The organism is Algoriphagus halophilus (assembly GCF_041729275.1).
GTDB lineage: Bacteria > Bacteroidota > Bacteroidia > Cytophagales > Cyclobacteriaceae > Algoriphagus > Algoriphagus halophilus_A.
The window spans coordinates 2,064,078-2,078,273 of sequence record NZ_CP146486.1 but is presented as its reverse complement, the minus strand read 5'-3'; the positions used below and the strand labels follow the sequence as shown (position 1 = coordinate 2,078,273).

14 protein-coding genes and 4 pseudogenes are annotated in these 14,196 nt (G+C 40.0%); 12 read left to right on the top strand and 6 right to left on the bottom strand.

Annotated features, from left to right (window positions below; translation table 11 throughout):
• The first annotated feature begins 87 nt into the window (after positions 1-87).
• The 3 genes from V8V91_RS11150 to V8V91_RS11140 are packed head-to-tail and all read left to right on the top strand — an operon-like array spanning position 88 to position 1,318.
• A complete protein-coding gene (locus V8V91_RS11150) occupies positions 88-477 on the top strand; it encodes a PAS domain-containing protein (RefSeq protein ID WP_373400123.1) in 390 nt (129 codons plus the stop codon).
• Positions 474-764: an MBL fold metallo-hydrolase gene (locus V8V91_RS11145; RefSeq protein WP_373400122.1), complete on the top strand. Its 291-nt coding sequence runs from the start codon at positions 474-476 to the stop codon at positions 762-764. The genes V8V91_RS11150 and V8V91_RS11145 overlap by 4 nt, the downstream gene beginning before the upstream one ends.
• A complete protein-coding gene (locus V8V91_RS11140; RefSeq protein ID WP_373400664.1) occupies positions 728-1,318 on the top strand; it encodes an MBL fold metallo-hydrolase in 591 nt (196 codons plus the stop codon). The genes V8V91_RS11145 and V8V91_RS11140 overlap by 37 nt, the downstream gene beginning before the upstream one ends.
• A 1-nt stretch (position 1,319) precedes the next feature.
• On the opposite strand, the gene V8V91_RS11135 is transcribed toward V8V91_RS11140, so the two are convergent.
• From V8V91_RS11135 to V8V91_RS11110, 6 genes and pseudogenes are all read right to left on the bottom strand, one after another.
• A complete protein-coding gene (locus V8V91_RS11135) occupies positions 1,320-2,858 on the bottom strand; it encodes a YifB family Mg chelatase-like AAA ATPase (RefSeq protein WP_373400120.1) in 1,539 nt (512 codons plus the stop codon).
• Between the two features lie 402 nt (positions 2,859-3,260).
• Entirely contained in the window at positions 3,261-3,392 is a 132-nt protein-coding gene (locus V8V91_RS11130; RefSeq protein ID WP_373400118.1) for a hypothetical protein, read from the bottom strand.
• On the bottom strand, positions 3,389-3,556 hold the full coding sequence (locus V8V91_RS11125) for a hypothetical protein (protein ID WP_373400116.1): 168 nt from the start codon (positions 3,554-3,556) through the stop codon (positions 3,389-3,391). The genes V8V91_RS11130 and V8V91_RS11125 overlap by 4 nt, the downstream gene beginning before the upstream one ends.
• Before the next feature lie 94 nt (positions 3,557-3,650).
• Positions 3,651-5,481, bottom strand: a pseudogene (locus tag V8V91_RS11120) (ABC transporter ATP-binding protein).
• Positions 5,482-5,535: 54 nt separating this feature from the next.
• Positions 5,536-6,645 carry a hypothetical protein gene (locus tag V8V91_RS11115; protein WP_373400115.1) on the bottom strand — a complete coding sequence of 370 codons (1,110 nt, stop codon included), beginning with the start codon at positions 6,643-6,645 and terminating at the stop codon, positions 5,536-5,538.
• Between the two features lie 180 nt (positions 6,646-6,825).
• The gene (locus V8V91_RS11110; RefSeq protein ID WP_373400113.1) at positions 6,826-7,233 is read right to left on the bottom strand and encodes a hypothetical protein; all 408 of its coding nucleotides are present in this window, start codon (positions 7,231-7,233) and stop codon (positions 6,826-6,828) included.
• A 180-nt stretch (positions 7,234-7,413) separates the two neighbouring features.
• Between V8V91_RS11110 and V8V91_RS11105 the strand changes: the two genes are divergently transcribed.
• The 9 genes and pseudogenes from V8V91_RS11105 (at position 7,414) to V8V91_RS11065 (ending at position 14,146) form a co-directional block, all read left to right on the top strand.
• The gene (locus V8V91_RS11105; RefSeq protein WP_074226215.1) at positions 7,414-7,662 is read left to right on the top strand and encodes a type B 50S ribosomal protein L31; all 249 of its coding nucleotides are present in this window, start codon (positions 7,414-7,416) and stop codon (positions 7,660-7,662) included.
• A gap of 69 nt (positions 7,663-7,731) precedes the next feature.
• Positions 7,732-8,927, top strand: a pseudogene (locus tag V8V91_RS11100) (GlmU family protein).
• A 12-nt stretch (positions 8,928-8,939) separates the two neighbouring features.
• Positions 8,940-10,070, top strand: coding sequence for an ATP-binding protein (locus V8V91_RS11095; RefSeq protein WP_373400112.1), 1,131 nt, complete (start codon positions 8,940-8,942; stop codon positions 10,068-10,070).
• A gap of 1 nt (position 10,071) precedes the next feature.
• Positions 10,072-10,521, top strand: a complete 450-nt coding sequence (locus tag V8V91_RS11090; RefSeq protein WP_373400111.1) for an ATP-dependent zinc protease — start codon at positions 10,072-10,074, stop codon at positions 10,519-10,521.
• Positions 10,522-10,550: 29 nt separating this feature from the next.
• Positions 10,551-11,485, top strand: a pseudogene (gene rimK / locus V8V91_RS11085) (30S ribosomal protein S6--L-glutamate ligase).
• Positions 11,457-12,395 (top strand): annotated as a pseudogene (gene hemC / locus V8V91_RS11080) (hydroxymethylbilane synthase). Before rimK ends, hemC begins: the two co-directional pseudogenes overlap by 29 nt.
• Entirely contained in the window at positions 12,392-12,715 is a 324-nt protein-coding gene (locus V8V91_RS11075; RefSeq protein WP_373400110.1) for a peptidylprolyl isomerase, read from the top strand. The pseudogene hemC and the gene V8V91_RS11075 overlap by 4 nt, the downstream one beginning before the upstream one ends.
• On the top strand, positions 12,712-13,239 hold the full coding sequence (locus V8V91_RS11070) for a peptidylprolyl isomerase (RefSeq protein WP_373400108.1): 528 nt from the start codon (positions 12,712-12,714) through the stop codon (positions 13,237-13,239). Before V8V91_RS11075 ends, V8V91_RS11070 begins: the two co-directional genes overlap by 4 nt.
• Positions 13,211-14,146 carry an NAD(P)-dependent oxidoreductase gene (locus tag V8V91_RS11065; protein WP_373400106.1) on the top strand — a complete coding sequence of 312 codons (936 nt, stop codon included), beginning with the start codon at positions 13,211-13,213 and terminating at the stop codon, positions 14,144-14,146. Before V8V91_RS11070 ends, V8V91_RS11065 begins: the two co-directional genes overlap by 29 nt.
• Positions 14,147-14,196 lie beyond the last annotated feature (50 nt).

Below are 14,196 nucleotides of genomic sequence, written 5' to 3'. Positions count from 1 at the left end.
TGGATTATTGATGAGTTGTGCAGGTGTTTTTATAAAATAATTGCTATATTCTATCACTTTTCGCATTTTAACTAAATAATAAGATCAGTGCAACCAATAGAAATGATTCTAGGTAGGCAATTTGCAGATAGCATGAGCATGCCGGTATTTTTAGTTGACACAGAAGGGACATTAGTTTTTTATAACGAACCTGCTGAAGCTATTCTTGGGTTAAGGTTTGGTGAAACCGGAAGTATGCCTGTTGAGGAGTGGTCTACGGTTTTTACCCCCACAGATATGGAAGGGAAGCCTTTACCACCGGAAGGACTTCCATTGGTTCAGACTTTAACGAATAGAAAACCGGCTCACGGTTCATTTTATATTAAAAACTTAAAAGGAGAACGCCATCTTATTACGGTAACCTCTTTTCCATTGGAGGGAAGGCCAAATAGGTTTTTAGGAGCTATGGCATTATTCTGGAATTCTAATTTCTCATGATTATAAAAGTTTGGGGCTGTAGGGGATCTTTACCGTCTCCGGGGCCTGAAAATATTATTTATGGAGGGAATACTTCTTGCGTGCAAGTGTTGTACAAGGATACCTGTGTAATCTTGGACGGAGGGTCAGGAATTCAAAGATTGGGGAAATTTCTAAATCCAAAAATTAAAGAAGTCCATATCCTTTTAACGCATTTGCACATTGATCATACGATGGGCTTAGGTTTTTTCAGCCCTTATACCATCCTGATATCACCGTTCATCTATGGGGCCCTTCTACTACCGTAGAACCTTTATTGCATAGGCTCAGAAGGTATTTTTCTCCACCCTTATTTCCCGTAAGGATGAATGAACTTCCCAACCATCCGGTGATTCATGAGATTGATAATTCTGAATTTATGATAGGGGAATTGAAAATCAAGTCTGAATATATTTGTCATCCTGGCCCAACTTTGGGATTTAGGATTGACGATGGGGAATGTATATTTACTTACCTGCCAGATCACGAACCATTTTTGGGCTCAGCCAATTTTCCTTATGACCCTGAATGGACAAGTGGGTTTGAGCTGGCTAGAAATGCTGACTTATTACTGCATGATGGAGAGTACACCGAAGAAGAATACAAAGGTAAAATTGGATGGGGGCACAGTTCAATAGATGGGGCCATCGATTTTGGGCGGCTCTGTGGTGTTCGAAAAATGGGGATATTTCACCATGATCCTTTAAATTCAGATGAGAAGTTGGAAGAAATTTTTAAACAAAGTATGGAGTTTAAAAATCCTCAATTTATTGTCGAACTCTGTAAGGAAGGCAGTGTATATAACCTAGGTGGTGGAGAATAAATCAACCCGCCCACCCTTCTCGGTCTAGACTTCTGTATTGAATTGCTTCGGCGATATGTTCTACTTTTATCTGATCCGAGTCAGAAATATCTGCTATGGTTCTGGCTACTTTCAAGATTCTATCATAAGCTCTTGCTGATAGCCCAAGTCTTTCCATTGCTGTTTTCAAAAGAATTTTACCTGCCTCATTGATTTCACATACTTCTTTCACTTGGTGAGAGGGCATCATCGCATTACAAAATACTTCCGGATTATCTTTGAAACGTTCTTTTTGACGCTCCCGACCTATAATGACTCGTTCTCGAATATTTTGACTCGATTCGCTTTTTCGGGTAGAAGTCATTTCTTCAAACTTAACTGGTGTGACTTCTACATGTAAATCAATTCTATCCAGAAGAGGGCCTGAAACTTTATTTAGGTACCGTTGAACTATCCCTGGGCCACACACACATTCTTTATCAGGGTGATTATAATAGCCACATGGGCATGGGTTCATACTGGCGATCAACATGAAATTGGCAGGATAATCTACCGAGACTTTTGCCCTAGAAATTGTCACTTTTCGTTCTTCCAAAGGCTGTCGCATGACCTCCAAAACCGTTCTTTTAAACTCAGGTAATTCATCTAAAAATAAGACCCCATTATGAGCAAGGGAAATCTCTCCTGGTTGCGGATTTCCACCACCACCGACCAGCGCTACATCTGAGATTGTATGATGAGGACTTCGAAATGGCCTTTGGGCAAGCAAACTTCCATTCTTGTCTAATTTTCCTGCCACAGAATGTATTTTGGTAGACTCCAATGCTTCTTGTAAGGTCAAGGGAGGTAAAATGGAAGGAAGTCTTTTTGCCAGCATGGTTTTACCAGCACCAGGAGGGCCAATCATAATCACATTATGACCTCCAGCAGCCGCAATTTCCATGGCACGCTTGATGTTTTCTTGCCCTTGAACATCGGCAAAATCAAATTCGCTTTCATTTAACGAATGGTAGAAAATATCTCTGGTATCAGTAACCAAGGGGGCTATTTTCAAATCACCTTGTAAAAATTGCGATGCTTCTTCCAGCGTTTCTACTGGGATGATATCCAGATTATTGACTATGGATGCCTCTTGGGCATTTTCTGAAGGAAGAATGAACCCTTTAAACCCTTTCTTTCGCGCTTCTATAGCAATGGGTAGAACTCCTTTGATCGGCCTCAACTTACCGTCCAGGGCTAATTCTCCCATAATGATGTATTGATCAAGTTCAGGAAACTCTACTTGCTCTGATGCTTGTAGAATCCCCATCGCAATAGGCAAATCATAGGAAGAGCCTTCTTTTCTAATGTCCGCTGGAGCCAAATTGATGACTACCTTTTGTCGGGGCATTCTGTATCCAAAATATTTAAGTGCAGATTCTACACGCTGCTGTGATTCTTTGACTGCAGAATCAGGTAACCCTACCATGTAAAAACTGGTCCCCTGTCCCACATTTACTTCGATCGTAATTAGGTTTGCATCTACGCCTGAGACTGCACTTCCAAAAGTTTTTGCTACCATAATTAAAAAAGAAAAGTTTCTTTTATTTAATATACATGTTTAGTTGAATTAAACCTTTATTTTCAAGGAATTTCATTGATTTAGGAAAAACCAAACCCTCATTGTGTAAAGTCGATGGATACGAATTCCAGTCCGATGCTAGTGGCCGTTCTCAATAGACTGAGGCGTAGGTTTTTGTTATTTTCATTTCCGAAAGAATAAAGAATTTAGGTTGTAAGTGCTTCATAGAAGGTGGGTGGACTTAATGATTTTGGATTAATGTTGCCCAATTTCCAAGTTAATTGCAACTGCAATTTTATGGTTGGAAAACAGTAATTATTAGGAGGTTAGAAATATAATTATTCATAAAAAAAGGAAGTCTAATTGACCTCCTTTACTTTTGATTTTTTTAGGGATTAAATCCTACTCAGTAAAATTTTGTCTAGGTTTAATTCCTGAGCTGTCAGAATCTGTTGGTTTTGGTTCTTTACCTTTTGGCGTACTAGGAGTATCCGGATGTTCTAAGTCATATAGCTTGGCTTTCAGTTTGTTCATTTCAACTTCTTTTTTGAAAGCTGATCTGACAGGCTTTTCATAGCGAAATAAGCTCCCGCCCAAGTGAGAAGTACCAATACTAATCCTGCTAGAAATATTTTGACAAGGCCATCAGAAGTGATTTCATCCATTCCAAACATGCTCCCTAGCGTGTTAAATGCCATAAAAAAGATGAGATATGCCACAAAAAGATCAGCAGTGCTATTTGGGCAAATTGATGGAATTTCTTCATTTCAACTAATATTTTTTACGAATATACTAAACCGACTGAATACTGGAAAGTTTCTGGTAAAGCCCTTCTTGCTCAATCAGTTCTAGATGAGTACCTCTTTGAACAATTTCCCCTCTTTCAATTACTAGAATTTCGTCTGCATGTTGAATAGTACTAAGGCGGTGGGCAATTACTAAAGTTGTTCGGTTGGACATTAATTTGGTAAGGGCCTCTTGAACTAATAACTCTGATTCAGAATCCAGTGCAGATGTCGCCTCATCCAAAATCAAGATGGGAGGATTCTTTAATACAGCTCTTGCAATGCTGACACGTTGACGTTGGCCCCCTGACAGCTTGGAACCTCGCTCTCCAATTGAAGTCTGATAGCCGTTTTCCAATTGGGATATAAACTGGTGGGCATTGGCAATTTTTGCAGCTTCGATTACTTGCTGCTCAGTCGCATTTTCAATCCCAAACGCTATGTTATTGTAAACGGTATCATTGAAGAGAATAGATTCTTGCGTGACGATTCCCATCAACGCTCGGAGGTCTTCTAACTTAAACTTTTTAAGATCATTGCCATCCAATAATATTTGTCCTTCACTTGGATCATAAAACCTCGGTACCAGATCTGCAATTGTTGATTTTCCGCCCCTGATGGACCAACTAGTGCAATCGTTTTTCCTCTTTCTAAATTGAAATTGATGTTTTTGAGGACCAATTGATCTTGGTAGGCAAAGCTTACTTTCTGGAAAGAAATTTCTTTTTCAAAGGAGTTTAAAGTCAGGGCTGGTTCGGCAGAATTTATCTGAGGAGGGGTGTCCACCACTTCAAAAATTCTTTCGGCAGAAGCAATGCCTCTTTGAATGCTGCTGACCGCTCTTGAAATTTCTTTGGCTGGATTAAGTACTTGGGTGAAAATGATGATATAGGTAATAAAATCACTGGCTCCCAATTGTGAATCACCACTCAAAACCAAACTTCCCCCATACACCAAGATACCTGCAACTACGGTGACACCTAAGAATTGGGAAATTGGAGAGGCCAATTCATTTTTACGGGCCATGTTAACATTGACTCCGGAATAGTAATCAGTTTCTCGGTCAAATTTCTTTTCCATGAAATTCTCGGCATTAAATGCTTTGATCACTCGCATGCCACCTAAGGACTCATCCAAAATGTTGACCAATCTCCCTAAGGATTGTTGGCTTTCTACCGCCTTCTTTTTTAACCTCCTGGTGATCCCACCAATAATGGCTCCGGTAATTGGAATAATTAGAATGGTGAAAAAGTAAGCTTGGCAGACATGAAAAATAATACGCCGAAATATAAAATAATGGTCACAGGTTCTCTAAATACCACTCTTAAAGACTGAACAATGGTGTTTTCAACCTCTTGTACATCATTGGTCATCTTAGACATCAAATCTCCTTTACGCTCATTAGAGAAATAACCGATATGCAATTGACTTACGTGGTTGAAGATATCCATCCTCATCTTTTTTATCACAATCGCTCGTACTTTGGCAAGGACCACTCCCGATAAATAAGTAAAGAGGTTAGATAAGAATACCGATACTACAATAATGATACAGACATAAAATAGTGTGCCTAGTTTACCAAACTCCTCTGCTACCTGCAGGAAATTGTAATTGAATAAATGAGTGAAATATTCAATTGAAAAACTGAAATCTGGCTTTTGTTGATAGGCAGACAACACTTCTGGATCCACTTGTTCAAAGATTACATCAAATAGAGGCTTAAGGAGCGTGAAATTGAGTAACCCAAAAACAATGGATAGAAATGCGTATATAATATAAGTCGGAACAAACCTTCCATAAGGCTTGGCATAGGCCAATATCCGCAGGTATGTTTTCATGTAAGTAAATCCTGAAAATAAGCTCGCAAGTTACGGAATTTCCTGCGGCATACTTTAGTAATTGTAATCCGGTCTAATGAAGTTCCATCGAAATGCTAACTGAAGGTAGTTATTGGTAGCTGGTGCATCCAAATCCTGGGCAGTCCTTCTTCTCCAAGTATGGGAAGCGTCGATAAAGAAGTTATGCTTCAACATGTAAGAAGCATTCACATGAGTTTGCACCACTTTATTCTCAATTCCCTGACCAATTTCATTCCCAAATAACCCAGTTGGGCTACCCACTAACCTATTTTTCAGCACATCTCCACCCCAATTGGTTTCTTCATCCGGGTCAGCTCCGTACAATTGGTACATGCTTTGAAAAGTAAGACTTAACCTAGGAAGAGGTTGGTAACGAATGATTCCAAGCATTTCTCGAAAATTGGCGCCACGGGGATGTGTCAATGGAGTTCTCCAGTTACTATAGGATTGATAGTCGTTTTTCTCCTGGAATGTGTATGGTCTTGCAGAGTTGAATTCTAATTGAAGGTCTAAGTTTGAAACTTTCAGTAAGTCGTAATACTTCAAGCCTGCCTGAATTCCATATTTATTTCTTTTGGACCCTTTTCCATCTTGTCCAAAAAACTCTGAGAAAACGAATTCATCCAAAGCAAATTGACCATAAACCTGCATGCCTGGATAGAAATTCCATTTACCATCCAGTCCCAGCATGACTTTGTCTGGAGTGCCCAGTGATTGTTCTACCCAACGGTAAAAGACGATTGGGTTGAAATAATTGAAATCAGCTTGGTCAGTCATGACAGATTCAAAGAACCCTAGATTGGCGTTTTTGCCGATGTTGAATCCCAGGCGGTGGAAGGAAAACCATTTTTGAGGATACCTTCCGTCCGTAGGTCTACCTCGATCATAATCTACATCAGCTGTCATTTGCGTCCAGATATTCGTCAACTGAAATTTCCATATTCGGGTATTGAACTTGACAAACATGTAGGGATTAGAAAAGTCCGAGAGTAGAAAAGATCTATAGCCTTCTCCGATAAAGTTGCGATCATGGCCTACTTCGATTTCAATATGCTTGGTGATATTAAAACTGACATGGCCCAATGCAGAGAAGTAACTATAACCATTGGTATTGTATTGTTTCCAAAACCCTTCTCCTGGCACAGCTCCATTGTGGAGGGCGTACCCTTTGACCCAGGTTGGGAAAAATGCTTCTGAAGAAGTGAAATAGGTATAGAATCCTACCTTCTTGTCAATAGACCCCTCAATACTACCCCCTAGAGAGGCGGTTTGGGTTTTGATCGTTATCTGGTTCGAATCCCCCGTTCAAGTAAATCACAGGACTTACATGAATGTCAAAATCTTCACTATAATAATGTGCAAAGTCTCCAGGCCTCCTATAGAGACTTTTAAGAAAAGGCTTTTAGATTCTGGGGTTTCCCGACTGACAAATTCCCAGTTGTCCTGACTGAGATAAGCCAAATTAAATTCATCTGACCTGGATTGAATGACCTCCGAATCTGCAATGCTATCTAAATACTTGGCGACATCATCCCTTCGGTAGGGTTTGGTAGCCGTGTGAAAGAACGCGTTGTTTTTGCCTTGGAGGATTTGATATCGATCTATCAGATGATAATAATCACGATCAAACGGGATGTAAGACCCTTGTGCAGATGCCAAAAAAGGAGAAGAAATCAGACAAATCAGGATAATCCAAAAGAGTCCAGTCGATCTAAGTAGTTTTTTTTGCATTGGATTAAAGCTAAAAAAGCGGATGATTCTTAAATAAAGAGAGTATTTTTGAATTTCGAAGCCAAAGATCCTAGTTTTTAATAATTCATTTAGAAATACTTGAGAAAGATTTTGTGGATTTTCTGAAAAAGGGTAACTTTGTGCCTCATTTGAAAAAGGTACAATAAAACTAACGATACAATGAAAGCCGATATTCATCCAAACTACAGAGACGTGGTTTTCTACGACACTTCTAGCGAGTTCAAGTTTTTGACCAAGTCAACTATCGAAACTAACGAAACCATCGTTTGGGAAGATGGTAATGAATACCCTGTATATAAAATTGAAGTGAGTTCTCAATCTCATCCTTTCTATACTGGTAAGAAAATGATGCTTGATACAGCTGGTAGAGTTGAGAAATTCAACAGAAGATACGCTCAGAAGAAGTAATTCTCCTGCGACACATTCTAAAAAGTCTTCCGGAGCATGGATTCCGGGAGACTTTTTTATTTTTGCCCCATGGATAACTTGTTATTATTTGATGATCCGGCGATTCGGGGATCACTTCTCCCTTTTACTTTTACCAGGCCGGTGGCAGATATCCGAGTGGGGATATTAAAAATCTCAGAAAAATGGAGTATCCATTTAGGCGCTGAGATATCTTACCTTACCCAGAAATACCTCAAAGACAGGTTTCAAAGAAAACCGGGTACACAACTTGCCATTAATGGAGCCTGGCTTCCTAACGATCAAGCAATAGCCTGTTTGAAACAATTGAAAGAAAACCAAGCTTTGTACTTTGGGAAAACTCTATTGGCGTCTTATATCGGTGAAACTGAGAAGAACTTAGATTCAGCCAAGGAGAAAGAGGTCATTCAGTTGGATTTTGACCCTGTTCTGATTCAGAAAAGCAGTGCTATATTTCAGTTGAACGGGGCTGAAATTACCTCGGATTTTAAGCTGATTACGGAAGGTAGGGAGTCTGCTTTAATTACAGACCCTCATACCAAGGTCTATTCCCCTGAAAATATATTTATTGAAGCAGGAGCAGTCATAAGAGCCGCGGTGTTAAATGCCGAGAATGGTCCGATTTATATTGGGAAAAATACAGAGATCCAGGAAGGTTCTTTAATTCGTGGTCCGTTTGCTCTTTGCGAAAGTTCTACGGTGAATATGGGGGCAAAATTAAGAGGAGATACGACGGTGGGTCCCTTTTCAAAAGTGGGAGGTGAAATCTCCAATTCTGTGATCTTTGGTTACAGTAATAAAGGGCATGAAGGATTTTTGGGGAACTCTGTCATTGGAGAGTGGTGTAATTTAGGAGCAGATACCAATACCAGTAACCTGAAAAATAATTATGCATCCGTCAAGATTTGGGATTATACCAAAGGGAGCTTTGCAGATACAGGTTTACAGTTTTGTGGACTGATGATGGGGGATCATTCCAAATCTGGGATAAACACCATGTTTAATACGGGAACTGTAGTAGGGGTTGGGGCGAATATTTTTGGAGGTGGATATCCCAGGAACTTTATTCCTTCCTTTTCTTGGGGAGGAAGAGAGGGTATGTCTACTTACCAGTTCCATAAATTCAAAGAGACTGCCATTGCTGTGATGGCAAGAAGAAAGGTAGAATGGACAAAAAAGATGAAGAAATTCTTCATTGGATTTTTGAATTAACCAAAACCTATAGAATTTGGGAGACTTCTTCCTGAATAAATTAAACCATGCTATTTGCTGATATTCCGGGTTTACCCGAGACCAAAGAAAATCTGATCAAAGCTGTCCAAAACAATCATTTGGCACATGCATTACTTTTTCATGGACCTGAAGGCTCTGCAAGCTTGACCATGGCATTGGCGCTTTCTACCTATTTGTTTTGTCAGAATCCAGGTGAGAAAGATTCCTGTGGAGAATGCTCCTATTGCAAAAGGATGGAAAAATTAATTGTTCCGGACTTGAACTTTGCATTTCCTTCTATTTCAAAAGATAAAGAAGGAGAAGAGGATGAGAAAAATAATGAACTGGCCAATTGGAGGACTTTTGCATTGGAACAGCCCTATGGGAACATGCATGACTTTATATACTTTAATGGTTTTGAGAAGAAACAATTAAATATCTCGAAAGGCGCAGCCAGAAAGATCATTCAGTCTTTGTCTTTGATGTCTTTTGAAGGAGGGTATAAAGTGATGTTGATTTGGGGAGTTGAGTATCTACACCCTTCGGCAGCCAATTCTCTTTTGAAAATTATTGAGGAACCACCTGCTAAAACTGTGTTTATGCTGGTTACTTCTCAACCAGACCAATTACTGACGACCATTCTATCCAGGACTCAAAAGGTAATGGTAAGAGCCTTCTCTGATGAAGAGGTAAAAAATCATTTGGTGGAATCCGGGCAGTGTGAAAGTAAATTGGCGGAGCAAATATCCATGCTGGCCGATGGAGATTTAAGAGCTGCCTATCGCTTAGTCAATGAGGTGGAGGATGAACAGGTAAGCAAAATAAGAGAATGGTTTCTTCTATGCTACAGCAAGAAATTAAAAGACTTGTTTGACCTGGCGGACAACTTCCATAAAATTGACAAAGAGGCTCAGAAATCTATGATCCTGACTGGTTTGAATGTATTGAGAGAAATCATGCTTAAGAACTTCAGTTTGGAGGAACTGCTGAGAACGACAGGAGAAGATCGTGGTTTTATTGAAAAGATTTCCGGTAGAGTCCTCAAGGAAACCCATGTGATGGAACTGTACGAATCTTTCAATGAGGCCCACTATCATTTGGAACGTAATGGAAATGCCAAAATGATATTTACTGACCTTTCTATGAAAGTTTTGCTTTCAATGGCAAAAACCAGTTAAAATGGAAAAGAAAGTTATTGGTAGAAAAGAGAAAGTTTCCATTCCGGATTTTGACCTTGATCTGGTTTGGGCGAAAGTAGATACAGGTGCCTACACCAGTAGCATCCATGCGGAAAACATTCAGGTAAAAGAAGAGGATGGGAAAAAGGTACTTACCTTTCGGGTATTAATGCCCGGACATAAATCTTATACAGGTAAAGAAATAAAGTTGGATCATTTTCGTGAGAAAAGTGTAAAAAATTCATTTGGACAAGCAGAGACCAGGTATTTAATCCAAGTGACATTTCAACTTGCAGGGGAAGAATATCCTGCGGAATTTACTCTTTCGGATCGGTCCAAAATGCGTAATCCTATTTTACTAGGTAGGAAGATATTAAAGGATAAGTTTCTTGTAGACGTATCAGGCTATAATCTTGCTAAAGTTTACCGCCAAAAATCAGAAGAGAAATAACCAATTTCTTTTAGGAAAAATAGAAAATCATGAAAATTGCAATCCTTTCTAGGAACCCAAATTTATACTCCACCAGAAGGCTTTTGGAAGCAGTTCATGCTGCTGGCCACGAAGGAATGGTGATCAATCATAGCATTTGTGATATTATCATTGAGCAGGAAGGACCTTCAATTATTTATAAAGGAGAAAAAATTACTGACGTAGATGCCATCATTCCAAGGATAGGAGCTTCAGTTACTTTTTATGGAACAGCTGTAGTAAGACAATTTGAGTTAATGGGGGCTTTTTCTGTGGTGAATTCCCAGGCGATTGTGAGAAGCAGGGATAAGCTAAGAAGCTTGCAGATTTTATCAACAGCGGGTTTGGGTATGCCTAAGACTGCCTTCACCAATTTTTCCAAAGGAGGAGAGAAGCAATTGATTGAGCAAGTAGGTGGAGCTCCTCTGATCATCAAACTATTGGAAGGAACCCAAGGGTTGGGAGTGGTTTTGGCGGAAACAAAAAAGCTGGACAGTCAGTAATTGAAGCCTTTCATGGATTAAAGGCAAGAATTATTGTGCAAGAATTTATAAAAGAGGCAAAAGGAGCCGATATTCGCGCTTTCGTTGTCAATGGAAAGGTAGTAGGGGCTATGAAACGACAAGGTGCTGAAGGCGAATTCAGGTCTAATCTCCACCGAGGAGGAATGGCTACAGTCATAAAACTTTCTAGAGCTGAGAAGGCTGCTGCCTTAGGAGCTGCCAAGGCCTTGGGATTGGATGTTGCTGGAGTAGACATGTTACAGTCGGCCAGAGGCCCATTAATTCTTGAAGTAAACAGTTCACCTGGACTAGAGGGAATCGAAAAAGCTACTGGAATAGACATCGCAGGTGAAATCATTAAATTTATAGAAGGCGGAGTAAAAGAAAAAGAAACTCCGGTAGAGTCACTAATCAATGAGCAGATTGATCAAAATAGGAACTAGAGGAAGTAAACTGGCCTTGTGGCAAGCGCACCATGTAGAACAACTTCTTCAAAAGTCCGGACTAGCCACAGAAATTGTCATCATTGATACAAAAGGAGACCAAATCTTAGATGTGTCTATTTCTAAAATTGGAAGTAAAGGAGTTTTTACCCAAGAATTAGAAGATCAATTACTGGATGGAAGAATTGACATTGCGGTTCACAGTGCCAAGGATATGCAGTCAAACCTTCCTGATGGCTTTGAAATTATTGCATTTACTAAGAGAGAAACTGAAAATGATGTGATTGCCTCACATAAAAAAGGAATCACACTTTCGGATAGCTCCCAACCTTTGGTTTTGGGGACTTCCTCTACCAGAAGAGTAGCCACCCTCAAACATTTTTACCCACATGTCAAGACTGTGGAGGTAAGAGGGAATTTGCAAACCCGAATCTGAAAAATGGAAGAGGGACTTTGTGATGCACTTTTGCTTGCCTATGCGGGAGTGCATAGAATGGGCTATGATGGGATGATTGTAGAAAAGTTGAGCTTGGAAGAATTTACTCCTGCTGTGGGCCAAGGTTCGGTAGCCATTGAAGCTTCCAGTACTTTAGATCCCAAAGTAAAAGGACTCATCATTTCAGCGTGTAACCACCGGGAAACAGAAATCAAATTGCGTGCAGAGCGAGGCTATTTGCGGGTCTTGGAAGGAGGGTGTAGTATTCCGGTCTTTGCTTTGGCTGATAATCAAGGAGATATCGTTACTTTGAAAGGGGGGATAGTCAGTTTAGATGGGAAAGAAAGAATCAGTGTTTCTGTAAGCGGAAGTGCAGATCAACCGGAAGCGTTGGGAGAGAAATTGGCAGAGGAAGTATTTGCAAGAGGAGGTAAAATGATATTAGATCAGATAAAAACAACATTGAACAAGTGAGGAATCCAATTAAATTAGTCCTTTGGGCTGTAATATTGATCAGCTCTTTTTCTTGTGGTGGGGATCAGGATTATGTGGCCACGATTCATACCGAATATGGAGATATAGTCGCAGTGTTTTTTGACGATACCCCAGTTCATAAATCCAATTTCATTTCCCTTGCGGAAGAGGGAAGATTTGATTCCACGGAATTTCACCGGGTAATGAAAGGTTTCATGGCTCAAGGAGGAGATGTCTTCACAAAAGAAGGATTGATCCTGCTACCTGGCCTACCTTACCTGCCGAAATCACTTCGAATCATTTTCATCAACGCGGGATGATTGCAGCTGCACGCCAACCAGATGGAATAAATCCTGAAAAACGATCCAATGGATCCCAGTTTTATATTGTATTGGGTAAAGTGTATTCTGAAGATGAATTGATGGTGGACCTGAGTTTACTTCAGCCTGCCTTTATGAAATACATTCAATTGGGAAGCCAAGAAGAATTGAAAAATGAATATGTGAGGTTATATGAGGCTCAGGAATTTGACAGTTTGACATCATTGTTGATTTCAAAGAGTAAAGAAATCGAGGAGTCGCTGAATATAAACGTGACGAAAAATTTCTCTCCTGCCCAGGTAGAAGCTTACACGACGGTAGGGGGAACTCCCCACTTGGATGGTGAATACACGGTTTTTGGTCAGGTAGTTCGGGGAATGGAAGTGGTAGATAGAATTGGGGAGGAACCGACTGGTTTTCGAGATAAACCAACCGACCCGGTTTGGATGACTGTGACCGTGGAAAAAATGTCTAAGGATAAAATAGAGAAAGAATATGGGTTTGTCTACCCCAAAAAGAAGTAAGCAGAAAATAGCGATCACTGGGGTAAATGGATTGCTTGGTCAAAAGCTAGTAAGCCAATTAATAGACCGAGGGACCTTTGAAGTCATTGGTTTTGGAAAAGGTGCATGTCGAATTCCCAATCAGGAATTTGAATATGTCACACTGGATATTACAGACGAGTCAAAAGTCCATTCAGAAATTAAAAGGGTTCATCCTGATATTATTATTCATGGTGCAGCGATGACCAACGTAGATGAATGTGAACTTCACCAGGAAGCCGCCTTTAAGGTTAATGTAAAAGCCACCGAATACTTATTGCGAGCTGCTGAAAGCGTGGGAGCACACTTTATTTTTGTTTCCACTGATTTTATTTTTTCGGGAGAAGAAGGTCCTTTAGATGAACAGGCAGTTCCTGCTCCGGTGAATTATTACGGGGAGACAAAGTTAGAGGCAGAGCGATTGGTGCAAGCTTCCGCCACAAAATGGGCAATTGCAAGGACCGTGTTGGTATTTGGTATCGCACATGACATGAGCCGCAGCAACATTATCCTTTGGGTAAAGTCCTCTTTGGAATCCGGAAAAAACATTCAAGTAGTCGATGATCAATTCAGGACTCCAACCCTTGCAGAAGATTTGGCAGAAGGTTGTATCTTAATTGCTGAGAAAGGAGCAGAAGGAATATTTAATATTTCTGGTCCCGATTTTCTTACTCCTTATGAGATGGCCATGATCACGGCTGACTATTTTGGCTTAGACAAATCCCTTATCGCAAGAGTTGATTCAAAAACATTTACTCAAACAGCAAAAAGACCCCTTAAAACAGGATTTTCTATTGAAAAAGCCAGAAAAGTCCTTGATTTTGAGCCTAAAACTTTCCGAACGGCAATTGGTATTTTATCAAAACAAATTATCTTAGCCAGCTCGTAAAACAGCTAGTCTTACCCAATATTTAACTTTAGTATCACTCAAATTTAATT